General features: G+C 44.4%; 20 protein-coding genes. 12 read left to right on the forward strand and 8 right to left on the reverse strand.

The annotated features are described in order from the left end of the window. Positions 1-269: 269 nt before the first annotated feature. A complete protein-coding gene (locus BCT34_RS11615; protein ID WP_076654881.1) occupies positions 270-677 on the forward strand; it encodes a SulA-like leucine-rich domain-containing protein in 408 nt (135 codons plus the stop codon). 250 nt (positions 678-927) lie between these two features. After that, a complete protein-coding gene (locus tag BCT34_RS11620; protein WP_017055177.1) occupies positions 928-2,031 on the forward strand; it encodes a phosphoribosylaminoimidazolesuccinocarboxamide synthase in 1,104 nt (367 codons plus the stop codon). A gap of 127 nt (positions 2,032-2,158) precedes the next feature. Here the strand turns inward: BCT34_RS11620 and BCT34_RS11625 are convergent, their stop codons facing one another. Then, positions 2,159-2,536, reverse strand: a complete 378-nt coding sequence (locus BCT34_RS11625) for a hypothetical protein (RefSeq protein ID WP_019821854.1) — start codon at positions 2,534-2,536, stop codon at positions 2,159-2,161. 203 nt (positions 2,537-2,739) lie between these two features. Then, the gene (locus BCT34_RS11630; protein ID WP_076654880.1) at positions 2,740-5,118 is read right to left on the reverse strand and encodes a helicase-related protein; all 2,379 of its coding nucleotides are present in this window, start codon (positions 5,116-5,118) and stop codon (positions 2,740-2,742) included. Between the two features lie 184 nt (positions 5,119-5,302). Between BCT34_RS11630 and BCT34_RS11635 the strand changes: the two genes are divergently transcribed. From BCT34_RS11635 to BCT34_RS11645, 3 genes are all read left to right on the forward strand, one after another. Further along, complete coding sequence (locus BCT34_RS11635; protein ID WP_076654879.1) at positions 5,303-6,991, forward strand: NAD-dependent malic enzyme; 1,689 nt, start codon at positions 5,303-5,305, stop codon at positions 6,989-6,991. Positions 6,992-7,152: 161 nt separating this feature from the next. Further along, on the forward strand, positions 7,153-7,953 hold the full coding sequence (locus tag BCT34_RS11640) for an ElyC/SanA/YdcF family protein (protein WP_076654878.1): 801 nt from the start codon (positions 7,153-7,155) through the stop codon (positions 7,951-7,953). A 197-nt stretch (positions 7,954-8,150) separates the two neighbouring features. Beyond that, positions 8,151-9,521 carry a DASS family sodium-coupled anion symporter gene (locus tag BCT34_RS11645; RefSeq protein WP_076654877.1) on the forward strand — a complete coding sequence of 457 codons (1,371 nt, stop codon included), beginning with the start codon at positions 8,151-8,153 and terminating at the stop codon, positions 9,519-9,521. Between the two features lie 226 nt (positions 9,522-9,747). Here BCT34_RS11645 and BCT34_RS11650 read toward each other — a convergent pair whose 3' ends face one another. Both BCT34_RS11650 and BCT34_RS11655 read right to left on the reverse strand, forming a co-directional pair. Then, a complete protein-coding gene (locus BCT34_RS11650; protein ID WP_048607138.1) occupies positions 9,748-10,098 on the reverse strand; it encodes a GlpM family protein in 351 nt (116 codons plus the stop codon). A 123-nt stretch (positions 10,099-10,221) separates the two neighbouring features. Beyond that, positions 10,222-11,517, reverse strand: a complete 1,296-nt coding sequence (locus tag BCT34_RS11655) for a GGDEF domain-containing protein (protein ID WP_076654876.1) — start codon at positions 11,515-11,517, stop codon at positions 10,222-10,224. Between the two features lie 304 nt (positions 11,518-11,821). Between BCT34_RS11655 and BCT34_RS11660 the strand changes: the two genes are divergently transcribed. Further along, a complete protein-coding gene (locus tag BCT34_RS11660; protein WP_076654875.1) occupies positions 11,822-12,646 on the forward strand; it encodes a DUF2797 domain-containing protein in 825 nt (274 codons plus the stop codon). A 108-nt stretch (positions 12,647-12,754) separates the two neighbouring features. Here BCT34_RS11660 and BCT34_RS11665 read toward each other — a convergent pair whose 3' ends face one another. Both BCT34_RS11665 and BCT34_RS11670 read right to left on the reverse strand, forming a co-directional pair. Continuing rightward, on the reverse strand, positions 12,755-14,005 hold the full coding sequence (locus tag BCT34_RS11665) for a GGDEF domain-containing protein (protein WP_076654874.1): 1,251 nt from the start codon (positions 14,003-14,005) through the stop codon (positions 12,755-12,757). A gap of 326 nt (positions 14,006-14,331) precedes the next feature. Continuing rightward, positions 14,332-15,216, reverse strand: coding sequence for a LysR family transcriptional regulator (locus tag BCT34_RS11670; protein WP_076654873.1), 885 nt, complete (start codon positions 15,214-15,216; stop codon positions 14,332-14,334). A 167-nt stretch (positions 15,217-15,383) separates the two neighbouring features. On the opposite strand from BCT34_RS11670, the gene BCT34_RS11675 reads away from it, so the two are divergent. After that, entirely contained in the window at positions 15,384-16,055 is a 672-nt protein-coding gene (locus tag BCT34_RS11675) for a type 1 glutamine amidotransferase domain-containing protein (protein WP_076654872.1), read from the forward strand. 155 nt (positions 16,056-16,210) lie between these two features. On the opposite strand, the gene BCT34_RS11680 is transcribed toward BCT34_RS11675, so the two are convergent. After that, positions 16,211-17,446: a cysteine desulfurase-like protein gene (locus BCT34_RS11680; protein WP_076654871.1), complete on the reverse strand. Its 1,236-nt coding sequence runs from the start codon at positions 17,444-17,446 to the stop codon at positions 16,211-16,213. Next, positions 17,430-18,086, reverse strand: coding sequence for a 2OG-Fe dioxygenase family protein (locus tag BCT34_RS11685; protein WP_017059755.1), 657 nt, complete (start codon positions 18,084-18,086; stop codon positions 17,430-17,432). The genes BCT34_RS11680 and BCT34_RS11685 overlap by 17 nt, the downstream gene beginning before the upstream one ends. Positions 18,087-18,833: 747 nt before the next feature. Between BCT34_RS11685 and BCT34_RS11690 the strand changes: the two genes are divergently transcribed. The 5 genes from BCT34_RS11690 to cydC all read left to right on the forward strand — a co-directional run bounded on the left by BCT34_RS11690 (position 18,834) and on the right by cydC (position 25,241). After that, complete coding sequence (locus BCT34_RS11690) at positions 18,834-19,733, forward strand: hypothetical protein (RefSeq protein WP_076654869.1); 900 nt, start codon at positions 18,834-18,836, stop codon at positions 19,731-19,733. Beyond that, positions 19,730-20,113 (forward strand): hypothetical protein, encoded by a 384-nt coding sequence (locus BCT34_RS11695; protein WP_019821826.1) that lies wholly within the window; start codon positions 19,730-19,732, stop codon positions 20,111-20,113. The genes BCT34_RS11690 and BCT34_RS11695 overlap by 4 nt, the downstream gene beginning before the upstream one ends. A gap of 508 nt (positions 20,114-20,621) precedes the next feature. Further along, positions 20,622-21,581 carry a thioredoxin-disulfide reductase gene (gene trxB / locus BCT34_RS11700; protein WP_004733400.1) on the forward strand — a complete coding sequence of 320 codons (960 nt, stop codon included), beginning with the start codon at positions 20,622-20,624 and terminating at the stop codon, positions 21,579-21,581. Positions 21,582-21,742: 161 nt separating this feature from the next. Then, positions 21,743-23,527: a cysteine/glutathione ABC transporter permease/ATP-binding protein CydD gene (gene cydD / locus BCT34_RS11705; protein ID WP_076654868.1), complete on the forward strand. Its 1,785-nt coding sequence runs from the start codon at positions 21,743-21,745 to the stop codon at positions 23,525-23,527. Next, entirely contained in the window at positions 23,520-25,241 is a 1,722-nt protein-coding gene (gene cydC / locus BCT34_RS11710) for a cysteine/glutathione ABC transporter ATP-binding protein/permease CydC (RefSeq protein ID WP_076654867.1), read from the forward strand. Before cydD ends, cydC begins: the two co-directional genes overlap by 8 nt. The last annotated feature ends 319 nt before the right edge of the window (positions 25,242-25,560 follow it).

Consider the following 25,560-nt stretch of genomic DNA (forward strand, 5'->3'; position numbering starts at 1 on the left):
TCTTCTCTCTTCTCTCTTCTATACAGGTGTATACAGTACTTTTCTGTCAAAACTACTGTATACACCTGTATAAAGCTCACATTTTTTCAACTTATGAGACAAAACAGCAAATTCAGTCAAATTTAATTTATTTAAAAATTTCAATAACTTAGCTAGATAACAACCATAACCCCCGGCAGAATCGTCCAATAATCCCGCAAAAAACGCTTGATCTTATAAGCAACTAAAACTACTGTATACACATACAGCATGTATATAAGGACAGCAAAATGATTCAAGCACACGTTAAAGCACAACACTCTAGCCCGCTAGTTCACTGCGCATTTGCATCAGTTTCTCGTAAAAGCAAAAATTCAAACGAGGAAGCGTTATTTGCAAGAATGGCGTTGCTGTCCAATCAACATCAGTGGTTACTGTTTACGGCACAAACGCCAAGACCATCGGCAAAGCAACTGAAGCAACATAATGTATGCTGCGACCGCGTTATTCACATGAAAGCCTCTCATCAAATGACGGAAGTTGAAACGGTCGAAAAAGCCATCCGCTCTAAGAATGCGAGTGCGATTGTTGCAAGTGCATCGATTGATCAGTTCAGCCAACAATACTTAAGAACACTAGGTATGCGCTTTCAATGTGAAGTGTTCTTTATAGATGCAAATTCAGAGCGTATTCACTAAACCACCTTACTTAACAAATTAGCTAACAAACATAGCTACAAAACACAGTCCAAATATACTGCCTTCCCCTGCCCTACAATTCGCCAAATTTTTAGCGGATTGTTAGGTGGGGGTTTTTATTTAAACAATAGATTTAGCAATCGTTTGCTTTTTCTCTGGAAGCAAATAGTAGATTGGGTATAATGCCCGTCTAATCATGTGCACACCGCACTTCTCTGTATGACGTTTGATAAAAGATAGGAATGTCTAAATGAGCCTTGCTGATCAAGTTCTTGCCGTAAATGATGACCTACCAATCCGTACTGATAAACCTGTCCACAGCGGCAAGGTTCGTTCAGTCTACTGGTTAACTGAAGAAGATAGCCAACGACTAATTAAAGAGAAAGGCTACGACGTAGCACCTGATGCGCCTCTGGCTATCATGGTGATCAGTGACCGTATCTCTGCGTTTGATTGTATCTGGCGTGGTGAAGGTAATCTAAAAGGTGTCCCAGGTAAGGGAGCGGCTTTGAATGCTATCTCTAACCACTGGTTCAAATTGTTTAAAGACAACGGACTTGCTGACAGTCATATTCTTGATATCCCTCACCCGTTCGTATGGATTGTACAAAAAGCTCGCCCAGTCATGATCGAAGCGATTTGTCGTCAATACATCACAGGCTCTATGTGGCGTGCATACGCAAACGGCGAACGTGAATTCTGTGGTATCGAGATGCCTGAAGGCCTTGAGAAAGATAAGAAACTACCAGAGCTTCTAATCACGCCTTCTACTAAAGGGATTCTGAAAGGTATTCCTGGTGTCCCAGAAGCTGACGATGTGAACATCACACGTAACAACATCGAAGATAACTTCGCAGCATTTAACTTTACTCAAGCAAGTGACATCGCGCATTACGAGAAGCTTCTCAAAGAAGGCTTCAACGTCATCAGCCAAGCACTAGCGAAAGTAGATCAAACCTTTGTCGATACCAAGTTCGAGTTCGGCTACGTTAACGATGCTCAAGGTAAAGAAAAGCTTATCTACATGGACGAAGTGGGTACTCCAGATTCATCTCGCATTTGGGATACTCAGGAATACAACAACGGCAACATCGTTGAGAATTCAAAAGAAGGCTTCCGTCAGTTCTTGCTTAACTACTTCCCTGATGCCGACATTCTTCTGAACAAAGAGCGTATGCCGGAACGTGAAGCACTAGCTCGTGACAATGAACTTCCACTGGACTCGCTAATGTCTCTGTCTCGCACTTACCTTGATATCGCAGCGAAAATCACAGGTGCGGAGATCGTACTGAGCGAAAATCCTAAGCAAGAGATCATCGATGTCCTACGCGCTGACTATGGTCTAATCGACTAGTGACTTATTTGCTCAAGATAAAGAGCTAGTAAACACAAACTTTAGATACTAAAAGGGCCTCAGTATGGAGGCCCTTCTTACGTGTACGTTTTGCTATTCCTTGAGAGAGGTAATAGACGAAATGAAGTTACAGCCTAATAGTGAACTCTTCTCCAGAATTACCCGCAATCACTAAATGACTGCGCGATTCAATATACTCGATTTGCTCTTCTTCAAGAGAATATGGCATAACCACTTTGAGCTCATTGATCCCTTCTAGCTTCGCGAGCTTGAGTAAGGTAACAATATTCGACTCATCACTTTTACGCGTCGACATTGATTTCAATGCCATCTGCCATAAACGATCTTCAGGGCTTGCTAACTCTTTGATGCTATCTCGCCAGACGGTACTAAATACCGGCGCAATTGTGGTGAGCGCTTCCAGAAAAGTCCATTTTTTACTGCATGAGGCGCCAAGAAATGTTGTGTAATCAAACTCTACACGCGTCTCTTCCTGTTTATCCATGATGTCCCCCGACACTTTGGCAACACAATATGCTCAATATCTATCAACTCTTTCGTTATAGCAATAGGATATAGAAGAATAGTCTTTTATGACCTTTTGATTGGTTAAAAAGGCATATAAAAATCAATTTTGTAACAAAATAAGCACCGAAAAATCATATATGCACCTATTTGATTAATATTTTAGAGATAAAAGTTATCCATCTATTTGATATCAATGATTCGGCTCGCTTTTTTGTACTGAATACGCCAACCAGACCATGTCGGTAGTTCCCAACGTTTTGGCGATAACTTACGGCTACCCGATTGATAGTGAACGTAAATCAGCTTTCTTGCGGGCAAGTATTCTACATCGAGTTGCAAATCGGCAAGGCTCAATGTAAATGGGTATTTCTCAGAAAACTCCCCATAGAGCCAAGTTGGAATGCCATCAAACGGGATGTCTTCATGTTCAAACATTTCCAACTCGCTGACATCCGTCACACCTAACACTTCAAGCTGTTCTATAAACCATAGCTCAAAGTTCATTTGGTCAATTTCTGGTGTGTGTTGGACTTGTTCATCGAGGCCAAGTTTCACATACAACTGCCAATGTTTGATTTCTTGAGTTCGAGCCTCTACGAAACCAGGAAGCTGAACACCGCTTACCACAAGATCAACGATTGGCTTCAATGACAACTGACCTTCAGCCACAACCTGCTTAGTCGTAATCGTGCGACCAGCGTACACCAGCGCCATTTCGGTAAATACGCCATCTTCATTTACTATGGTTTCGCCTTGTTCCCACTCTCCTAGTTCAGCATCAATGATAAGCTCAAGAGGAATTGGTGCTGTGACGGTCGCTAAGGTCAGTGTTTGCTTAACGCCTCTTCCCGGCAAACTATGAGTATCAAGCACCAACATCGCTTGTGCACTGTCCGGGAAACGATTCTGACGACCAAGTACCGCCTCTAACACTCCATTGGCAAACGCTTCTTTCCGTTTCAGTCGTCGCACAAATACCAGCTCAGGGTGCAGGTTCATAACCATCTTAAGCAGTTCAATGCGTTGGAAACGTGATGCGACTTCTAGCTGAGGAAGTTCAAACACCTCTCGCATTTGCTTAGCCAGCCCTTGTGCTTCATTCAATGCCTGTTGGTCGATGTCCAAATGCGGATATTCGCGACCACGCACAATCTGAATCAGCAGGCTTAAATCGCCCCCTTCTTTCTCTTGTTGCGCGAGCGCTTCTAGATATTCTGCATTATTCGGTAATTGATAGAGCCGTGCAGGAACGGACAGCGCCGCGGTGAGATCCACCATCGCTTCTTTAAGTGCTTTGGTTTTAGTTCGAGTAACAATATCGGCATACAAAGCGTCAATCGGCAACGGATACAGCTTCTTGCCATGCTCGGTAATTTGATGGTCCGTATTGATCGCTTCCATCGTCAGCAAGGTTTGAGTGGCACTGTTTAGTGATTTTTCAGGAATAGGATCGAGGAAAGACAGACTCTCAAGCGGAGTACCACAACATGCCGCCGCCAACATAGGTTCGGTCAGTTCTTCACGCTGAAGTTCAGGAGGCGTAACCAACTCCAACGCCGCATGTTCGCCATACAGACGAACACAGACACCATCCATTACCCTGCCCGCACGACCTGCGCGTTGTTTGGCGCTAGCGCGTGATATGGATTTCAACATCAAGGTAGTTCTGCCGTTGCGTTGAACGGTGCGTCTTTCTAGTCCTGAATCTATCACCACACCAATATCAGGAATGGTTAGCGAGGTTTCAGCAACATTGGTGGCAAGGATGACCTTTCTCAAGCCATTAGTTTCTGTATCCATGTTACGACCAGCGAGTGCTATATCTCGCTCCTTATCACTGACCGATGCATGCAATTTAACGACTTGGATATCTGGATTTTTCGCCAAGGCTTGTTCGCATTGCACAATCTCTTTTTTACCCGGCAGAAAAACCAACATGTCGCCAATAGATGCGATCAGTTGATGATTCACTTCTTCCGCTATACGTTGCTCTAGATGTCGACTGTCTGGCAGTGTTCTGGATTCATTCGCTCGGTGTTGAATGTCAACCTGATAAGTTCGACCCTCACAGCTTATTCGATTCGCCCCCAAATACTGAGCAAGACGCTCACCCTCTATGGTTGCTGATGTAATCACCAAACGATGACTCGCTTTTTGCTTAAGAATGGCCACCAGCAGATCGATGTCCCACCGTCTCTCATGAAACTCATCCACCACGATCACATCAAAACCAGCGAGTCCATCTTCTGATAACCAACGCAACGCGATACCGGGAGTCACAAAAACAACGTTAGTTTGCTCGTTATATTCCGATTCAAGCTTAATTGCATAGCCAATTTTAGAACCCAGCTTTTCACCCGATTGTTGCGCTAAATATTTCGCAAGTGACGTACAAGCAATTCTTCTCGGTTCCACCACCAAAACACGTCCATGTTCAGACGCCCAAATTGGCAATCGCGTTGATTTACCTGATCCAGTTTCAGCTTCTACAACGAGGTGAGAATCGGCGATCTGTTGATGGAAAGTACTTTGATAGCTATCGATGGGAAGTTGAGACATAAAAAGAGAGAGCCGCGAAAAAATGTGAGCAAAGTATAACGAATTATGGCGTTCAAATTCGATAAGAGTGGGAGATGACTAAGAATATCATTTTGTTTGCTCAGATCGGAGGGAAACTATTTACAATTGAATAACTAAACCGTTATCATTTTTCAGTTACCCTTTCTCCCATATTAGGCATCCAATGAACAACGATAAACGCCCTCTATATATCCCTTATGCTGGTCCTGCTCTACTTAGTACACCTCTTCTAAACAAAGGCAGCGCATTCTCTGCTGAAGAGCGCAGTTCTTTCAACCTTGAAGGTTTGTTACCGGAAACAACCGAAACGATCCAAGAGCAAGTAGGACGTGCATACAAACAATATTGTAACTTCGAAAGTGATATGGATAAGCATATCTACCTTCGTAACATCCAAGACACTAATGAAACGCTTTTTTATCGTTTAGTTCAAAACCACATCTCTGAAATGATGCCTATCATTTACACGCCAACGGTTGGCGCAGCATGTGAGAACTTCTCAAATATTTACCGTCGTGGCCGTGGTCTGTTTATCTCTTACCCGAACCGCGATCGTATCGATGATCTACTGAATAATGCGACAAACCACAATGTTAAAGTCATCGTGGTTACGGATGGTGAGCGCATTCTTGGTTTGGGAGACCAAGGTATCGGTGGCATGGGTATTCCAATCGGTAAACTAGCACTTTACACAGCGTGTGGCGGCATCAGCCCAGCATACATGCTACCAATCGTGCTAGATGTGGGTACAAACAACCCTCAACGTCTTGCAGATCCAATGTACATGGGTTGGCGTCACCCTCGTATCACAGGTGCTGATTACGATGCATTCGTTGAAGAGTTCATTCAAGCGGTTCAACGTCGTTGGCCTGATGCTCTAGTTCAGTTCGAAGATTTCGCACAAAAGAACGCAATGCCACTGCTTGAACGCTACAAAGATCGCATCTGTTGTTTCAACGATGATATCCAAGGTACAGCAGCAGTAACCGTAGGTTCTCTACTTGCAGCATGTAAGGCAGCAAACAGCAAACTGTCAGATCAACGTATCACCTTCTTGGGTGCGGGTTCTGCAGGTTGTGGTATCGCGGAAGCTATCATTGCTCAAATGGTGTCTGAAGGTATCAGCGATGCACAAGCACGCTCTCAAGTTTACATGGTTGACCGTTGGGGCTTACTACAGGAAGGCATGCAGAACCTGCTTGATTTCCAACAGCGCCTAGTTCAAACCAACGCGAATACTAAAGATTGGGAAAGCGATGGCACTGGCTTCTCACTACTAGACGTTGTTCGCCACGCTAAACCAACGGTATTGGTTGGTGTATCTGGTGCACCGGGCCTATTCAGCAAAGAAGTGATCAAAGAGATGAACCTTCACTGCGAACGCCCTATCGTGTTCCCTCTATCGAACCCAACTAGCCGTGTTGAAGCAACACCAAACGACATCATTCGTTGGACTGATGGCCAAGCACTTGTTGCAACAGGTAGCCCATTTGAGCCAGTGGTTCACAACGGCACAACTTACCCAATCGCTCAGTGTAACAACAGCTACATCTTCCCAGGTATTGGCCTTGGTGTACTAGCTGTGAACGCTTCACGCATCACTGACGAAATGCTAATGGAATCAAGCCGTGCGCTTGCAACGTGTTCTCCATTAGCCATCAATGGTACAGGTGCTCTACTTCCACCATTGGAAGAGATCCACACGGTATCTAAGAAGATTGCTTTTGCTGTGGGCAAGAAAGCGATTGAACAAGGTGTTGCACTAGAGATCACTGAAGAAGCACTACAACAAGCGATTGACCAGCACTTCTGGCAGCCGGTTTACCGTCGCTACAAGCGTACTGCATTCTAATAGAGCGTACTTATTCTCAAATACCTCTCTAACAAGAGCCTCTGCCATTGCAGGGGCTTTTTTCTTTACACTGACTTGTCTTTTTAACTGATTTTTCTCATTTTTATTTGGTATTATCGAGCACTCAAAAATTAATGCTCAGTCAAAGGACCATACCGAGAGTGAAATTTGATTCTCACATTATCCGTAGCTACCTAAAAACAGCTTACAAAAAGCTGCAAGGTTTTCTGTTTGGCGCTTTCCTCGTGTTCTTAGTAGCCAGCGCTGCGGTTATTGCGATCGATTATTGGGTTTCATGGCAAGCGGAAGATCGCATCATCTACGATATTGATGAAGTGCCCGAGCTTGAGGTCGCCGTTGTACTTGGCACAAGCAAATATTTGGGTCGAACACTTAACGACTATTACAAGCACCGAATCGAAGCCGCGATTGAGCTGTTCGATCGTGAAAAAGTGGACCAATTTCTACTGAGTGGCGATAACGCTCATCGCTCTTACAATGAGCCTTGGACGATGAAACGTGACCTGTTAAAAGCGGGCGTCCCCGAAGAACGCATCAATCTCGATTATGCGGGGTTCAGAACCTTAGACTCGATTGTTCGCGCCAAAAAGATATTCGACACCGATAACTTCCTGATCATCACCCAGAAGTTCCACTGTGAACGAGCATTGTTTATCGCCAATTCTTACGATATTCACGCGCAATGTTTAGCCGTTTCAGGACCAACCCATCATTCAGGAACCTCAATACGTTTACGTGAAGTGTTTGCGCGTACCAAAGCATTCCTTGATCTGTACATTATGGGAACAACACCAAAGTTCCTTGGCCCTAAAGAGCCAATTCAACCAAGCCCAAAACCGGAACTATTACCGATTCCAAACCCTATTGCTGACCCCACTACAAACCCAGTTGTAGACCCTAAAGCAAACCCGATTACAGACCCAATAGAGTCCGATGTGTAGAAAACTACACATTTTGAATTTGTTGCCTCACACTTCCCCATTGTTAAGCAAAAACACACCAACACTCCTTTGTTAACTTGAGTAACATTCTTCCAACAAAGTCTGACCCTACATCAAGCTATATACCTCGAAAATAATAAGCACCACTCAATGAAGTGGTGCACCAATACAACGAGGATAAACAAAAGGAGCGCCTTATGACGGCACTTGTTACTACACTGAAACACTGGTTGTTTACCCGCAACAGCATGATATTAATTGGTAATTTCACGCTATTTGCTGTTTTGCTCAATACCCTGCCATTCGAAGCGCAAGTGAATACGGGTTTAAGTATTCTCGTATTCGTTGCCATTCTATGGTTAACAGAAGCAATTCACGTCAGCATCACCGCTTTGCTCGTTCCCCTATTGGCTGTCTTGTTTGGTGTATTCAACACGCCCGCTGCGCTGGCTAACTTTTCGAACCCAATCATCTTCTTGTTCATGGGTGGCTTTGCATTAGCAGCCGCACTCAACAAGCAAGAGTTAGATAAAGCGATTGCTGACAAAGTGCTGCTAATAGCAAAAGGCAGAATGTCAGTAGCTGTATTCATGTTGTTCGGTGTGAGTGCTGGCTTATCTATGTGGATCTCAAACACAGCAACCACAGCAATGATGCTTCCTCTTGTTCTTGGCATCATGAACAAGGTCGACCAACGTGAAGACCGCAACACGTACGTGTTCGTGCTGCTAGGTATTGCTTACTGTGCGTCAATCGGTGGTATCGCAACCTTGGTTGGTAGCCCACCAAACGCAATTGCAGCGGCAGAAGTTGGCTTGAGCTTCACAGAATGGATGGCACTTGGCCTACCTATCTCAATGATCTTACTGCCAATCGCGATGATTATTCTTTATGTGATGACTAAGCCTAAGCTTGACCACAAATTCGAGCTAGACCATGCACCTGTTGAGTGGACAAACAGCAAGAAAATCACGCTGTCTATCTTCCTTCTAACCGTGACTCTATGGATATTCGGTAAGCCAATCAACGCAATGATCGGCGGTTTCTCTAAATTCGATAGCTTAGTTGCAATTGGTGCGATTGTACTGCTTGGCGCTTCTAGAGCTGTGGAATGGAAAGATGTTGAGAAGACAACCGACTGGGGTGTTCTTATCCTGTTCGGTGGTGGTATCTGTTTGAGTAACATTCTTAAAGCGACAGGCACTAGCGTATTCCTAGCACACTCACTAAGTGGCTTCTTAGAAACAGCAGGCGTTCTTCTTACGATTCTAGCCGTGGTTGCATTCGTGGTATTCCTAACGGAATTTGCGAGTAACACAGCGAGTGCTGCACTGCTTGTTCCTGTATTCGCGACGATTGCTGAAGCTCTAGGTATGTCTCCGGTTATCTTGTCTGCATTGATTGCGGTTGCCGCGTCTTGTGCCTTCATGTTGCCAGTAGCAACACCACCTAACGCAATCGTGTTTGGCTCGGGTCACATCAAGCAAAAAGAGATGATGCGAATTGGTATGGTATTGAACCTAGTTTGTATCCTAGTACTGACTCTGTTCGCTTGGATCTTCTGGTAAGCACGAACGCCTTTTAGCAAATGCTCCAACTGAACTGGCTGCAGCTCCCCCGCTGAACCAGTATAAAAATGCCCGCCCAGCTAACAAGATCTGCTCTACTGGCAGAAATGACTGAACGGGCATTTAAAAACAATAAAACGCTTTTCCCTTTTGGTGGCCTCGCGCCACCTTTTTTGTTTTGGCTTGGCTATTATCGAACCGCTCATCACTTTTCAGAACAACAGCATTAAATTGCGCTTGGTACTAAACGCGTCCAGCCCAACAGCAACATAGATGCACACAATACCCACACTAAGGTCGCTAACGAGAGTGTCGATACCAAGTTATAACGATAACTGAACACATACACGGCGCCAAGATAAGCAGCATATGGCACAAGCGAAAACAAGCCAAACAGTGCCGTGGTTCGCAACTCCACCATGGTTTGTTCCGTGCCGACAATGTAGTGAGCAATCAGAGCAAAGGTCGGAAACAGCGGGACTAAACCCGAAATGTAAAAGCTCTTACTCTTCGACAACAGCGCAATCAACAAAACCGCCGCCGCCCCCAGCAAACATTTAAAGAACAGTGAGATCATTTTTGTACGTTATCCAAACAAACCAACAAAGGTTCCAGAGAGTAAACTCATCTAGCGGCCATAAAAACGCCACACGTCACATATGCACGTGTGGCTTATCAATTAATCAAAACAATTTTCAGATTAATGACTCAAGATCACCTGATTTCTGCCTGAGTGTTTGGCTTGATATAAAGCTTCGTCAGCGCGAGCAATGGTTTCCGTCACCCGCTCTTGCTTCATCTCAGCAACGCCAATACTGCATGTCAGTGGATCGCCATGAACCCAAAGGTGTTGGCTGACTAAAAGTCGAATTTTCTCGGCCTTTCTTTGCGCTTCGCCTAAGTCAGTCTCTGGGCAAAAAACAATGAACTCCTCGCCGCCCCAACGAACCAACTTATCGGTAGGACTGATCGAGCTGCCCACCACCATACTAAACTCACGCAAAATATGGTCACCCATTTGGTGTCCGTACTTGTCATTCACACTCTTAAAATAGTCGATATCGAGATACAGCATACTCAGCTTGCCATGACCTTGCTTCACGTGTTGTGACTGCATTTTCAGCCAATCACGAATCGCGTGTCGGTTTAATATCCCAGTCAGCTCGTCACGATGAGCCTTTTCAGAGAACTCGAAATTTTGCTCTCTCAATGCTCGGTTGACGTTCTTAAGATGGTTGTGTCTTTTTTCAACAATCACCATGCGTTTTCTAGAGCGGTGCAATTCTGAAATTAAGAAGACCGTGCCAGTCCCCACCCAGACAAACAACAAGATTAGGAATAAGCTTTCCGCCGAAATATACGAACCTTCAAACTCGATACTGCGAATAATGATCCGATGGTGGCCTAATTTCGCGCCAGATGCCGTCGCAAACTCAACCATGTTCACATTCGAATACTCAGGCGCAGAGTGCTCTAGCGCGATGTCATTATCAGCTAACCACCAAGTCATAACCTGCAAGTTTTTGATTGGGATTTCAATCACTCCACCATCAATCCCCGGCGAAAACTCCATCCCATTGTACTTGTGCGTATATTCGTTATCAGGAACGGAATAGGCAGGATTGTAATTACGTAGATAGGTTCTCAGACGGCCACTCGAATCCGCTTCAGCATGATAGTCAATGTTCACTCTAAAGGTATGATATTGGGAAAGATCAAGACCAGCGGTAATGTCTGGGTTAATCCGAATCGATAGGCCACAATAAGGCCACGGATATTCAGATTCTTTCAGTTCACACTCGAGAATATACTGCCCATCTTCATAGAAAAATTGAGATGTACTGACTCCCCTATCAACTTGATCACTGGTCGCGATAAATTCATATTTATCAGGGGTAATTGCCGTTATCACGCGATTCCCGCTCACACGGTAATATTGCACAATCGCAAGGGTTGCGATAACTAGAAAGATAACAATCTTATGGATCCACTTCACGTCTAAGCTTCCGGCTTAATATCCCTATGATTGGGATTTCACGATAAAAAATAAGTTAAGTGAGTTAGTGATCTTAGTACCAATAATCCACTAAAAAAACGTTATATCACGCCCAAAAAAAATGTCATACTATATTTTTATGCATGTGTATGCCGTTGATTATTCACGCTGAGAATCAAGTAATATTGCGTATAAAAACGGGCTCTATTTGTTATACTCATCGCATAATCATCGTTAACCGTAGTGCCTGCTCACAGCGCACTCGAGTCGGCGAAATAACAATCAAAATACAACGAGTAATGTAATGTCTTTATTAGCGAAAGGAACACTCAAGAAGATGAGTGCTTCCCTTGATGGTGCGGTTACCTACCGCTTGCCTGTTGGCGAAGAGTTTGTCGAGCTAAACCCTCTGATTGGTAAAACCATCAACCTCACTCACACTGGCAATATTTTTTGCTGCTCATGTGGTAAGAAAACCAAGAAAAGCTACTCCCAGGGTCACTGCTTTGTCTGCATGAAAAAGCTAGCAAGCTGCGATATGTGCATCATGAAACCAGAGACTTGCCATTACGATGAAGGCACTTGTCGTGAACCTCAATGGGGTGAAGAAAACTGCATGGTTGATCACTTCGTTTACCTATCAAACACATCAAGCTTGAAGGTGGGTATCACTCGCCACACGCAAATCCCAACGCGTTGGATTGACCAAGGTGCAACACAAGGCCTGCCGATTCTCCAGGTAAAAACACGTCAGATTTCTGGCCTGATCGAAGTTGAATTGGCAAAACACATTGCGGACAAAACCAACTGGCGCACGCTGCTAAAAGGCGATGGCGACGACATGGAATTGGTAGAAAAAGCCAAAGAGCTGTTGCCATTGGTTGAAGACAAAATCCAAGAGATCAGAGCGAAATTTGGTGACGACGCCATCGAGATTCTTAGCGAAAACATCACTTCACTGAGCTACCCAGTAGAACAGCACCCAGTGAAAATTGTTTCGCACAACTTTGATAAGAATCCTGAGGTGACGGGCGTACTTCAAGGCATAAAAGGCCAATACCTTATCCTAGATACTGGTGTGATTAACATCCGTAAATTTGGCTCTTACGAAGTAGAGGTGTCTGCTTAGTCAGCAGGATGTCATCACAGCTAAGGTTGAAATAAAAAATGCCCTGAGACTTCTGCTTCAGGGCATTTTCATTTCAGATGAAACTATCAGCTTTGGTTAAGTGAAAGGCTAGAGCGCAACCACATCTCCATCCACACAATTCTTACCATTGGCCTTCGCGCGATAGAGAGATTGATCGGTTAAATTCACGAGTGCGTCAATCGTGACACCGTCTTCACAGGCTCGGCTATCACTGATTCCGATGCTGACACTCGAATTAAATCGAACCTGCTCATCAATTTTGAACTCGACTTGATTGAACTGTTGGCGAATCTCTTCTGAAACCTCGTGTGCTGTTTCAAGAGACGTATTGGGGATGAATATAATGAACTCTTCCCCTCCCCAACGCCCTGCAACTCCACCGACTTTCTCAGCATTACGCTTGGTAATATTAGCCAAAGCGCAAATTACCTCATCACCGACCATATGACCGTAAGTGTCATTAATAGACTTAAAATCATCGATATCCAATAATATACAAACGAGGTAATTTTCTGAGGTTATATGCTCTCTTAGCCATTCGTAAATCGCCCTACGATTAAGCAAATCTGTCATTTCATCATAGTTAGCCTGATGGACCAGTTGCTTTTCCAGCATCACTTTTTGCGTTACATCTTCAAGTACAACCTGAACTGCGGGCTGACCTTTCCAAGTAATCGCATTGTCGTAGATATTGAAGAACCGGTGAACGCCATCAAATCCAATGTTTTCAACTACAGTACTCGTTCCAGACAGCTCCCCCAACACGATCGCTTGATAGTGCTTGCAGATACCATCCGTATTCTGTTTCGGCACCAATTCAAGAATCGATTCCAGCGCCAATACTTGCTCGATGGAAGTAGCGCCTTGCATGTTGACCCAAGATTGATTGACCATTAATGGCTTAAAATCTCGATGAACCAAGATGCCCTGACCAGATTGCATGATCATATCGTGATACATCTTATCTTGCTCACGCACTACGTTTTGTAGCTGAATAGCAGGAGAAAGATCGATAACCGTTACTTGCAGTGCAGGCCTACCTTGCCATTCAGTGACATGGTCGATAGAGAACACAGTGAACTCTCTGTCATGGCGATCAACATTGGTGTAAGTATGCACCTGCGGGTCGCGTTGACCACTGACGGTTTCAAGGTAATTTTGGTAGGCGAGAACGTGAAACTCTTCTGGAATGAGGTCCAGAAAGCTATCTATATTGGAAAGTAGTTCTTCGGGTGATTGGTATCCATAAATACGAGCATAATTAGCGTCAACACTAACCACATTCATATCTTGAATAGTTATTACACCGTACGTGGATTCGAAATTTATTGAAGACATTGCCAACTCCGCACTCTAGCTATACTTCACAAACTGGAGCATAACGACACATCCCGCCAACGCTTCCACATAATCTATCATGCGTTAGGGATATCAATATGCTGACTAGTATATCGTACTGTTGCAGGCTTCTCTACAACTCAATCGCTAGCACGAGTAAGTAAAAGTAGACAAGCATCTCAATCCCATTATTCGCGTCAAAAAACAGAAATAGATAACCTATACCTATGTAATTATTAACTTTTTCTATTTTTCATCTTGCACTGAATGAGCGAGTCAACTCTCTAACACTTCAAATCCCGTTCACTATTCTTTTAAACTTGGCGCTATTCATTCCAATCAGAGAAATAAGAGACTAAGAAGTCGATAGCCAACCGTGCTCTCTGTGGAAGAAAACGACGGTTCTGATAAACAATCCAACTGCTTGTGCCCACTCCCCAATACTCTTCTAACACAGGGACGAGTTTTCCATTGCTAAGACTGCCATTGAAACTGCTTTTGGGCAGATAGACAACGCCAAGTCCCTCTTCACATGCTTTAAGTACTGCGCTCGAGTTATTACTGCGCCAGCGCCCTTGCACTCTTACTGGATTTAGCGGCTTGCCCTCTTTCTCGAACAACCATTGGTCACTGTTAGCGATAATACAGCTGTGCAGTTTAAGTTGTTCTGGATTCGCTGGCGCACCAAACTCAGCAATGTAATCTTTGCTTGCTGCCGCGGCCATCGGGCGATCAACCAACTTTCTTGCCACCAGCCCCGAATCGTCTAATCGACCATAGCGAATCGCGAAGTCGATACCATCTTCGATGAAGTTAACCATCTTGGTGTTGAAGTTCATTTCAATGGTTAGGTCTGGATGAGACTTTGCAAACTCCATCAGCGCTGCCGCAACATGGTTCTCTGCAAATGCGCCCGCTGCGCTGACACGCAATGTACCGCTCAGCTGAGCTTGTTGAGATGTGACTTGTTCATTCGCCTGTTGCAGCCCAATAACCAGATCTTTGCATTGCTGATAATAGGTATGCCCAGACTCGGTCAAACTCACCATACGAGTGGATCGAGCGAGTAAAGCCACACCTACCCGCTCTTCCAACCTTGAAACCTGCCGACTCACATGGCTGGTACTGCAACCTAACTGCTTAGCGGCCGCAGAAAAACCGTGGCATTCGGCAACCGCAACAAATTCGTTAATCCCTTCAAAGCTATCCATACTTAATCTACCCGCATCTTATCTTTGCTATATAGCAACAATGTTTTTCCTATTTAGCATATTATCACCTAATTGGTTTGGAACTAGTATTAGATACAACAAGACGGCGATAGCTAACGTTAAGCATCAGCGCCTAAATAAAAAACATAAGCTCAAAGGGATGAATCATGAAAAAAATACTAATTCCAGTAACGAACCACGCAACACTTGGCGATACAGACCAAGCTAACGGCACTTACGCACCTGAACTAACCCACGCTCTGAAAGAGATCATGGCTGCTGGTTTTGAGTACGACATCGCTTCTATCAATGGTGGCAAAGCGCCGCTATACGGAACTGATATTGAAGGAGATACGGTTAATGCTGATATCTTGGCGAATGATGACTTCCAAAACCGTATTAACAACACGATTCCTGTAAGCCAATTAAACGTAGAAAGCTACGATGCTATCTTCTACCCAGGTGGATTCGGCCTACTTTCTGACTTAGCAACCGACGAGCAATTCGCAACGATTGCAGCTAAACATTATGAAGATGGCGGTGTGATCGCATCAGTATGTCACGGCCCAGCAGCTCTACTTCCTATCGTACTGAGTAACGGTGAGAAGTTGCTGAGTTCTAAATCGGTAACAGGCTTTACACGCGAAGAAGAGATCGACTTTGGCACCATCAACGACATTCCATTTCTACTGGAAGAATCACTTGCTCGTGGCGCAGCGCGTTTCAATAAGGTTCAACCTTGGCAAGAACTTGTGATTATTGATGAGCGAGTGATTACAGGCCAGAACCCAACCAGTGCACATGCTGTGGGTGTCGCAATTGTTGAGCAGCTTTCTTAGTCGAATAGCTGTCTTGCTTCGGTCACTGGCGTTAACTAAATAAGCGCTGTGAAACGAAAAAGAGCATACTTCCTACTCAATATTCATGAGAGAAGTATGCTCTTTTCTAATTCTGTCGCTATTAAGTGCTAGTGACTTCTTGCTAATGACTTCTGCTAATGGCTTCGCAAGATCCCTTCAAGCACATTGAACAGCAAATCGATCTCTTCAATCGAGTTGTAATGCATACAACCAATACGCACCACACCCTGCTCTTCAATACCCAACTGCTTCACCAAACCTAGCGCGTAGAAGTGTCCGTTCCACACACAGATATTATGTTCACCCAGCTTCTTAGCGATGAACTCTGGAGAGTGGCTATCAAAGGTGATGGCGAACGTTGGCGTTCTCAGGTTCGAATCAAACTCCGTCTTACCATAAAGTTTTGCCCCTTCCAGATCGCCCAAGCGCTTTAGGAAGTACTCACTGAGTTGGCTTTCATGCTTGTTATAAAGCGCGTAGCTTTGCTCTAAACGAGAACGCAATGAATCGGCTGGATCGCCTAATTGTGCCAAGTAATCCACTGCCGCAATCACACCGGCAAGGCCTTCGAAGCTTTGCGTGCCAGTCTCAAATCGACCTGGGCCGATATTGGTTGCAGGCTCTACCTTATAAGGTTTTAGAGTATGCAGCCATTGAGGCGCAACATAAGCAATGCCCACATGCGGGCCGAAGAACTTATACGCTGAACACGCTAAGAAATCACAATTCAGTTGCTGAACATCAATCAAGTGGTGTGGCGCGTAATGCACGGCATCGACATAAACCTGCGCACCATGCGGATGTGCAAGCTCGATAACTTTCGCCATATCGACAATTGAGCCTGTCGTGTTCGAAGCAAACGTCACCGCGACAAGCTTGGTTTTCTCGTTAAGCAGCGATTCAAAATGCGCCATATCCAAACTACAATCCGACTCATCGACACGAACTTGGCGAACAATAGCGCCTTTGTCGTCGGCCGCTTGCTGCCAGCTCGAGACATTTGAGTAATGGTCTAACGCAGTGACGATAACTTCATCGCCCTCTTTCCAATCGCGGCTGATCGCTCGGCTAAGTTGGAAGGTCAAAGATGTCATGTTCGCACCGAACACTACGTTGCCAGAAGACTCCGCGTTGAGTAGCGCTTGTGCCGCTTCTCGCGCTTGCTGCATTAAACCTGTCGTCTTTTGGCTAGAAAAGTAATGACCGCCTAGGTTTGAATTGAAATGCCCTAGGTATTCCGTCATGGATGCTAAAACATTCTCAGGAACCTGAGAGCCACCCGGCCCATCAAAAAAGGTCACCGGCTTGCCACTATGATATTGGCCTAACGCGCTAAACTGTTGGCGCACATCGTTAAGAGTGAAGGACATTGCGCGCATCCTTAGCCGTTAGAACAAACACATCCATGTAGCCCATCTCATCATGGTCTATGGTACGAATCGGTTGTGCGTTGTGCCAAAGCTTACTGTCGGCCAACATTGCTACTTCGCCATCGCCTAACACTTTTCTAAAGAATGGTGCTTCGTGGCTATCTTGATACAGCATCACTTCACCACCAACGATGTTGTGACGAGTAACACCAATGATCGCGATGTGGTCAAAACCGTCTTGGTGGACACCTTCTGGCGCAACCTGTGTCTCTTCAAAAATGGCAGCGATACGGATTTGGTGAATTTCGATTTCTTGTCCGTCTTCAAGTCCGTTGGTTTCAATGAACAGTTCACACATCTCTTGCATGCCTTCGCTGCTTAATATTTGAGCTTCAATCGGCTCGAACTGGCGAACAACGTCACCTTGAAAGTGATTGATGTCTTCAGACTGAACGAAGTTATGTTTGTCTAGCTCAACGACTTGTCCATTACTGAATTCAACCACAGAGTACCTTCTCAATCGGAACTGGCCATCCGCATGCTCTGTGCTTGGTAGCTTAGAGAATGATGGTGACAACTCCTTGACTGCATGGTTACTGAGGTGGGTAATATGTAGGGTGTTTTCGTGAGCGTGTAACATCATCGACTCCTTAATGATTGTTAATTTACTTTCGATATTTAACGTTTTGTTTACATAAAGGATACTTGAAGATCTTGTCAAATCAACATAAAGCAATCATTTATCCCGTCAGATTTAATAATTCAGACACTAAATCTAACTTGAAATTCAAATGCAGTGTATAAAACCAGAATAAAAGATGACCAACTCTTAAAACTAGCACACTCCACTAGCTAGTTATAAATCCCTACAAATTTAAATTTAACGATATTATTAACTATCAACTCATATTTCATATTGTGCCAGCCCTTTCGCCTCAACAAACCAGCCTCCTGCACGAGTCCAAATATCACGTTCACCATTATTGATTTCTATGCTTTTGCACAACGAAATACGACCTACCTATCAATCACTAGGCTATTGATTATTTACACAACAAACTGAAATTGGTTAATTTATGAGTACACCAGAAACCAAACGCCTTTGCTTGCGCGTCTGGAACAGGTCGAGTTCGGGGGGAACTCGACCGCCCCAAATGGCTCATTTCTTTTAAAAGCGCAACTTAGTAGAAACGACATCTAACCTTAATGTTTCTAACGACGATTATGAACTTCAGCGATTTACCGAGGCTCACAAAAGTCATTTTTGAACCTTTTTCTTTCCATTTAGGTCAAAAATGGCCAATTTAGTCGGATTACTGCTGGATAGGTAACGTATAAGAGACGTATTATTGCTGCGTCTATTCAATTACTAAAAATAAAGCAACACATGCACACCACTACGCCAATAAAGAAATGCTCTGAAACCAATAACCTAACATTACGTTTAGAGCACAGAGACCTGCGAGCTAACCCTGAAGATATGCTGCTAGCTCTGCACTGCTATACCAAAGGTTACCGCCACTTCATTGAATTAATTGGGCAGCAAATTGAACCCGATTCCGAATCAGTTTTTTTATTCGATCATGTTGAACGTGGTTCCATCAAGTTAATTAATAAGGTTGGTTATAAAGGCGGTGTTTTAGATTTTATTGCTTTACAACTAACCAAACTGCTACTTAATGATGCAACTGAGGATAACTTAGAGCAAAAGGCTCAAGAAATTGAACAAGAAACATCAGCCTTTTTAAAAAGTCATAACACATTTGCGACTAATATAGTCGACCCTTATATTGACCGTATTTCTTTAGCCGAAGTGATGAATGATATATCTACCGGTGGAGAAATGCTTATGGATCAAGAGCATTTTGAAGTATCTGCAAACGAGTCATCTTCGAGCAATAAAGTATACAAGTTTGACCCTGGATTTAGATCTCATATCTCGATGGCAGACTTAAAGAAATCCCAACCAGAGCCCTTTAATGGCAAAGACACTATTATCGCAATCAAGCCCTGTAATATTGGGACTGGCTCTTGGTACGTAAAAAGTATCATTTCTCAAAGACAATTTTTCGTGAAGATAGTTGATCATGAATGGCTTAGTAAGTACCAATCTGGAAAAATGGCAGTAGTAAGAGCAAACGATCTAATTCGTGTAAACTTGATTTGTGATGTGGTTGTTAGCTCATCTGGAAACACTCGAAACGCTAATGCAATTATTAACCACGTTCATAGCGTCGAACGTGACAAGTTTATTAGTTCGGACAGTCAAGCAAATCTATTTGAATGAAAAAGTTTCTAGCAAGCTACATTTTTATACTTGTGCCTTTCGTTATTTTATTGGTAACGAAGTTAGCTACATCAAAACCAATGGAGATTCTGACATCTACAGATTGGTCTGTAGCTAGTTTCATGATGATTGCTCAATCACTAGGAATCATCATATGTGACTCTAATGGAAGCAAAAACATAAACTCACAAGGGTTGCTTATTTTTATCGGTTTAACAATTATTCTTTTGATTCTTTGTGGAGGGGTTTATGCGTATTCTCTTATAAACCCAGAGAGTGTGTTTAGTTACATCCAACCAGTTATTTTTGCTTTGTCATCTTTTTGGTTAGTTATCGCTTACAAAACGAGCGATTTTTTGAAAAAAGCAGCTAGAGATTAAACAAAGCATCAAGTACTAAAAGCCGAATCTACTCACAACAGGTTCGGCTCTTTGTTTATCGATATGACCAAAACGGAAAACGAATTTAATAAAACAAGTAATCTTTCTATTTTAATTGAATCAAGTTATCAACTCTCCCATAAACAAAAGGCAATAAGTTAAGTAACTTTTCGATACTAGAATTGTTCAAATGATTTCTAAAGAGCTTACTTGGCAATCAACATTGAAGTTGCATCAAGATCGATTTCACAATAGGCAAGTGTAAGATTTAGCTAACTAAAAAAGCCCACCTCATACATAAATCATAGTCATAGCCCTCTCACCAACACCCCCAAAGCCTTTTGGTGATTTCACTGTTCTTCCAGCCACGAAAACGTTTGTCTTCATTAAGTTCTAAACTATAACGATTAATTACACTTCAGCCCTTGTTTACACTTTTATTGCCTCCATATTTTCCATACAATCCTAAGCGATTATAAATTAAAACAAATTCAATTTCGGAGTCCTCATGAGCGACGTAAAGCACTGTAATTTATTGATTCTTGGTTCTGGCCCTGCTGGCTATACAGCTGCAGTTTACGCTGCTCGTGCAAACCTAAACCCAGTACTTGTTACGGGTATGCAGCAAGGTGGTCAGCTTACAACCACAACAGAAGTGGAAAACTGGCCGGGTGATGCAGAAGGTTTAACGGGTCCTGCTCTAATGGATCGCATGAAAGAGCACGCAGAGCGCTTTGAAACAGAAATCCTGTTCGACCACATTAACGAAGTCGACCTTTCAAACCGCCCTTTCCGTCTTAAAGGCGATTCTGGTGAGTACACGTGTGATGCGTTGATCATCTCAACGGGCGCATCGGCTAAGTACCTAGGTTTAGATTCTGAAGAAGCATTCAAAGGCCGCGGCGTATCCGCTTGTGCAACGTGTGATGGTTTCTTCTACCGCAATCAGAAAGTAGCGGTTGTGGGTGGTGGTAACACGGCTGTTGAAGAAGCACTTTACCTATCTAACATCGCGTCTGAAGTTCACCTAGTTCACCGCCGTGACACATTCCGCGCAGAAAAGATCCTAGTGAAGCGTTTAATGGACAAAGTAGAGAACGGTAACATTGTTCTTCACACTGATCGCACGCTAGACGAAGTTCTGGGCGACGATATGGGCGTGACTGGCGTTCGTATTAAAGATACTCAGTCTGATAAGACAGAAGACATCGAAGTAATGGGCGCGTTCATTGCTATCGGTCACCAACCGAACACTGAAATCTTCAAAGGCCAAGTAGATATGAAAGATGACTACATCATCGTTCAGTCAGGTCTTGAAGGTAACGCGACACAAACCAGCATCCCAGGCGTATTCGCTGCAGGTGATGTAATGGACCACAACTACCGCCAAGCAATCACTTCTGCTGGTACAGGTTGTATGGCTGCACTGGATGCTGAACGCTTCCTAGATGGCCTTAACGATAAGTAAATCTGAGATTGCAGATTTGATTATCGGTGCTCTCGCCTCAGTAGATGCAGGGCGTCATCACATTTTGTTGTAAATCCCTAGAGCCCAGTGGTATATCCACTGGGCTTTCTTTTGTATACTAGCCGCCCTCAACAAATAATAATTATCATTAAGCCTTCATAATGGATAAGAAAAAACAACGCAGCTTGAACAAGTGGCTTAAGCAACAGAGTAAGTTAGCGAAACGCTGGCTTATGATTGCGATTAGCCTTGGCGTACTTTCAAGCGTGTTTTTAATTGCTCAAGCAGCTCTTCTCGCCTCTATTCTTCACCAGCTGATCATCGAGAATGTCGATAAATCTGAACTGGTTGGTCATTTTGCTGGCTTGGCACTTTCGGTCGTTGGCCGTGCGGGCTGTACATGGGGTCGTGAAATCGCAGGTTATCGCTGTGGTGAACAGATCCGTGTTTACATTAGGCAGCTCATTCTCGATAAGTTACGCGAACTTGGCCCTGCTTACATCAAAGGTAAGCCTGCAGGTACGTGGGCAACCTTGTTGCTAGAACAAGTTGAAGACATGCAAGACTTCTTCTCTCGTTACTTACCTCAGATGTCTCTGTCGGTAATGATTCCGTTCATTATTTTGGTCGTGGTGTTCCCAGTAAACTGGGCGGCTGGCCTTATCTTCTTGCTGACTGCGCCACTGGTACCGATGTTCATGGCACTTGTAGGTATGAAAGCGGCCGATGCAAACCGTAAAAACTTCAAAGCGCTTCAGCGTCTTTCAGGTCACTTTTACGACCGTTTGCAATCCATGACAACGATTCGTCTTTTCGACCGTACTAGCGCTGAAACAGAAGTATTGAAAGGTGCATCAGAGGTGTTCAGAACGCGCACCATGGATGTATTGAAGATCGCTTTCTTGTCTTCTGCTGTGCTTGAGTTCTTCACGTCTATCTCTATCGCGATGACGGCGGTTTACTTTGGTTTCACTTACATCGGCGAGCTTAACTTCGGTCACTACGGCGTTGGCATTACTTTATTCGCTGGTTTGTTTATCCTTATCTTGGCACCTGAATTTTACCAACCTCTGCGCGACTTAGGTACGTTCTACCACGCGAAGCAACAAGCGGTGGGTGCTGCCGAGAGTATTGTCGAGTTCCTAGAAACCGACATCACTAAGGTTAAATCAGGTGACACTCAACTAGACCCAGCTCAAGGCATCAATATTGAAGCTCAAGATCTGAAAGTATTGAGCCCTGAAGGAGTTCAACTGGTTGGCCCTATCTCGTTTGCACTGAATACTCGCCAGTCGACTGCATTAGTTGGCCCAAGTGGTGCGGGTAAAACAAGTTTGATCAACGCCATTCTTGGTTTCATGCCTTATGAAGGAAGCTTGAAAATCAATGGCGTTGAATTGCGTGATTTAGATTTGGCATCTTGGCGTAAGACGATCAGCTGGGTTGGTCAAAACCCATTGTTACTTCACGGCAGCATTCGTGACAACGTCACTCTAGGTAAGCAAGATATCACTGACCAAACTGTTCAAAACGCACTAGAGCAATCTTTTGCTAACGAATTTGTAAACGAGCATGGCTTGGATTACATGATTTCTGACCGTTCGGGTGGCCTGTCTGTTGGTCAATCTCAGCGTTTAGCTTTGGCTCGTGCAATGATTCAAGACGGTCAATTCTGGTTGTTAGATGAACCTACTGCCAGCCTAGATACTCGCAGTGAACAGCTCGTGATGAAAGGCATCAACAGCAACATCGAAAGTCGCACTGCCCTGCTTGTGACGCACCAACTGGCTCCTCTTCAATCGGTCGATAACATTCTGGTTATGCGCGATGGTGGTCTTGTTGAACAAGGTCATTACTCTAAGCTTTCGACTGCGGGTGGTTTATTCGAAGAGATGCTAAACGCGAACTTAGCTCAACAAGACAATAAGGGTAATTTAGATGCGTGATTTACTGCCTTACCTGAAACTCTATAAAAAGCATTGGTTTGGCCTATCGCTAGGCATGCTACTGGCTTTTGCTACTCTTTCGGCTTCTATCGGCTTGTTAACGCTATCAGGTTGGTTCATTTCAGCTTCTGCAGTTGCAGGCCTTACGATTGCACGTGAAACCTTCAACTACATGCTACCGGGTGGTGGTGTGCGTGGTTTGGCAATGAGCCGTACTGCGGGTCGTTGGGGTGAACGCGTCGTGAGCCACAATGCAACATTCAAACTGTTAACTGATTTACGTATTTTCTTCTTCAAGAAGCTGGCTCCGCTGATCCCAGGTCGTATCTCAAACCTTCGTGATGCTGACCTTCTCAACCGTTTGGTTGCTGATGTCGATGCAATGGACCACGTTTACCTACGCTTAGTAAGCCCTGTGACGGTTGGTGTGTTTGGTATCTTCTTCCTGACTCTGTTCTTGATGTGGTTTGATACTTCATTAGGCCTGATCTTAGGTTCTATCCTGCTTATCATGCTGTTGGTTTGGCCTGTCTTGTTCTACAAGCTGGGGAAACGTAACGGTGGTGAGCTGACACAGAACAAAGCAGATCTTCGTGTTACCACTCTGGATTGGATTGAAGGCTACAGCGAACTGACTCTGTTCGGTGCAGAAGAGCGTTACCGTAATGCGATTCTAGAGACACAACACAAGCTGATGGCGAATCAGTTTGTGAACGCTAACCTAACAGGTATGGCTTCAGCTGCGCTAATGCTGTTCAACGGTTTGACGCTGGTTCTTATGCTTTGGCTGGCGGCTGACGGCGTGGGTGGTAATGCACCAGACCCGTTCATCGCGCTAATGGCGTTCGCTACTATGGCAAGTTTTGAGCTATTAATGCCAATCGCAGGCGCGTTCCAGCATTTAGGTCAGACTCTGTCTTCAGCTCGTCGCTTGAACGAAGTGATTCTGTCAGAGCCTGAAGTTCAGTTCGCGGAAGAGAAGCTCGACATCAACAAGCCGCTTGATATTACGTTCTCAAACGTAACGTTCAACTACCCTGATTCTGAGCGCAGTGTTCTGAACGCTGTCGACCTAACAATCCCGGCTACCAACAAGGTTGCGATTGTGGGTCAAACGGGTTCTGGTAAGTCGACACTGATTCAGCTTCTAACTCGATACTGGGATCCTAAGAAAGGTTACATCTCTATCGCGGGCATTGAGCTGACACAATGGAACGAGTCACAACTGCGTGAATCTATCAGTGTGGTAAGCCAGCGCGTCGACATTTTGAATGGTACTCTCCGTGACAACTTGTTGATTGCAAGACCAGAAGCGACCGATGATCACTTAGCGAATATCCTTAAAGACGTTGGCCTAGAAAAACTGCTTGAGAACAACGCGCTTGATAGCTGGTTAGGTGATGGTGGTCGTCAACTGTCTGGTGGTGAGAAGCGCCGTATTGGTATCGCACGTGCGATTCTTCATGATGCCCCTATCCTGCTTCTTGATGAGCCTACAGAAGGCTTAGATAAGCAAACAGAGCAGAGCATTATGGCACTGTTCGAGAAGCACTTTGAAGGCAAGACGGTTATCTTCATTACGCACCGCTTGATTGGTCTGGAATCGATGGATTCTATCGTTCTGATTGAACAAGGCGAGATTGTAGAACACGGCTCTCACGAGACGCTGCTAAACGAAGAAGGACGTTACTTCCAACTTCGTCAGGCAATCTAGCTTCTCATAAATTATAAAGAAAACCATTCTAAGCCCGAGTTTATACTCGGGCTTTTTATTGTCTGTGATTCTACTGGAGTACACCCTTATTCCATACGCTGACAAGCCACTCCCAATAACTACAGACCTTGATGCAAAGACCCAAACAGCTTAACAACGCCAAGCTAGCGCCCTTGGGATGGTTAAGTTTATGAAGCAGTACTTCCCGACTCGTGTGGCCCTTAAAGCTAAGTTTTCAGGTTATCCGAACAACTAGTTTGAGTTCATAACTCTAACTAGCACGCACAAAAAAGCCGAATGTGATAATCACATTCGGCTT

This window comes from Vibrio sp. 10N.261.45.E2 (assembly GCF_002875705.1).
Lineage (GTDB): Bacteria > Pseudomonadota > Gammaproteobacteria > Enterobacterales > Vibrionaceae > Vibrio.

What these genes read in the sequence shown, in the direction of transcription:
- BCT34_RS11675 (WP_076654872.1), top strand. Translation starts at nt 15,384, where the DNA reads ATGAAAAAAATACTAATTCCAGTAACGAACCACGCAACACTTGGCGAT.
- BCT34_RS11645 (WP_076654877.1), top strand. Translation starts at nt 8,151, where the DNA reads ATGACGGCACTTGTTACTACACTGAAACACTGGTTGTTTACCCGCAAC.
- BCT34_RS11665 (WP_076654874.1), bottom strand. Translation starts at nt 14,005, where the DNA reads ATGTCTTCAATAAATTTCGAATCCACGTACGGTGTAATAACTATTCAA.
- BCT34_RS11670 (WP_076654873.1), bottom strand. Translation starts at nt 15,216, where the DNA reads ATGGATAGCTTTGAAGGGATTAACGAATTTGTTGCGGTTGCCGAATGC.
- BCT34_RS11635 (WP_076654879.1), top strand. Translation starts at nt 5,303, where the DNA reads ATGAACAACGATAAACGCCCTCTATATATCCCTTATGCTGGTCCTGCT.
- BCT34_RS11690 (WP_076654869.1), top strand. Translation starts at nt 18,834, where the DNA reads ATGCACACCACTACGCCAATAAAGAAATGCTCTGAAACCAATAACCTA.
- trxB (WP_004733400.1), top strand. Translation starts at nt 20,622, where the DNA reads ATGAGCGACGTAAAGCACTGTAATTTATTGATTCTTGGTTCTGGCCCT.
- BCT34_RS11695 (WP_019821826.1), top strand. Translation starts at nt 19,730, where the DNA reads ATGAAAAAGTTTCTAGCAAGCTACATTTTTATACTTGTGCCTTTCGTT.
- cydD (WP_076654868.1), top strand. Translation starts at nt 21,743, where the DNA reads ATGGATAAGAAAAAACAACGCAGCTTGAACAAGTGGCTTAAGCAACAG.
- BCT34_RS11625 (WP_019821854.1), bottom strand. Translation starts at nt 2,536, where the DNA reads ATGGATAAACAGGAAGAGACGCGTGTAGAGTTTGATTACACAACATTT.
- BCT34_RS11660 (WP_076654875.1), top strand. Translation starts at nt 11,822, where the DNA reads ATGTCTTTATTAGCGAAAGGAACACTCAAGAAGATGAGTGCTTCCCTT.
- BCT34_RS11620 (WP_017055177.1), top strand. Translation starts at nt 928, where the DNA reads ATGAGCCTTGCTGATCAAGTTCTTGCCGTAAATGATGACCTACCAATC.
- BCT34_RS11630 (WP_076654880.1), bottom strand. Translation starts at nt 5,118, where the DNA reads ATGTCTCAACTTCCCATCGATAGCTATCAAAGTACTTTCCATCAACAG.
- BCT34_RS11685 (WP_017059755.1), bottom strand. Translation starts at nt 18,086, where the DNA reads ATGTTACACGCTCACGAAAACACCCTACATATTACCCACCTCAGTAAC.
- cydC (WP_076654867.1), top strand. Translation starts at nt 23,520, where the DNA reads ATGCGTGATTTACTGCCTTACCTGAAACTCTATAAAAAGCATTGGTTT.
- BCT34_RS11615 (WP_076654881.1), top strand. Translation starts at nt 270, where the DNA reads ATGATTCAAGCACACGTTAAAGCACAACACTCTAGCCCGCTAGTTCAC.
- BCT34_RS11680 (WP_076654871.1), bottom strand. Translation starts at nt 17,446, where the DNA reads ATGTCCTTCACTCTTAACGATGTGCGCCAACAGTTTAGCGCGTTAGGC.
- BCT34_RS11650 (WP_048607138.1), bottom strand. Translation starts at nt 10,098, where the DNA reads ATGATCTCACTGTTCTTTAAATGTTTGCTGGGGGCGGCGGCGGTTTTG.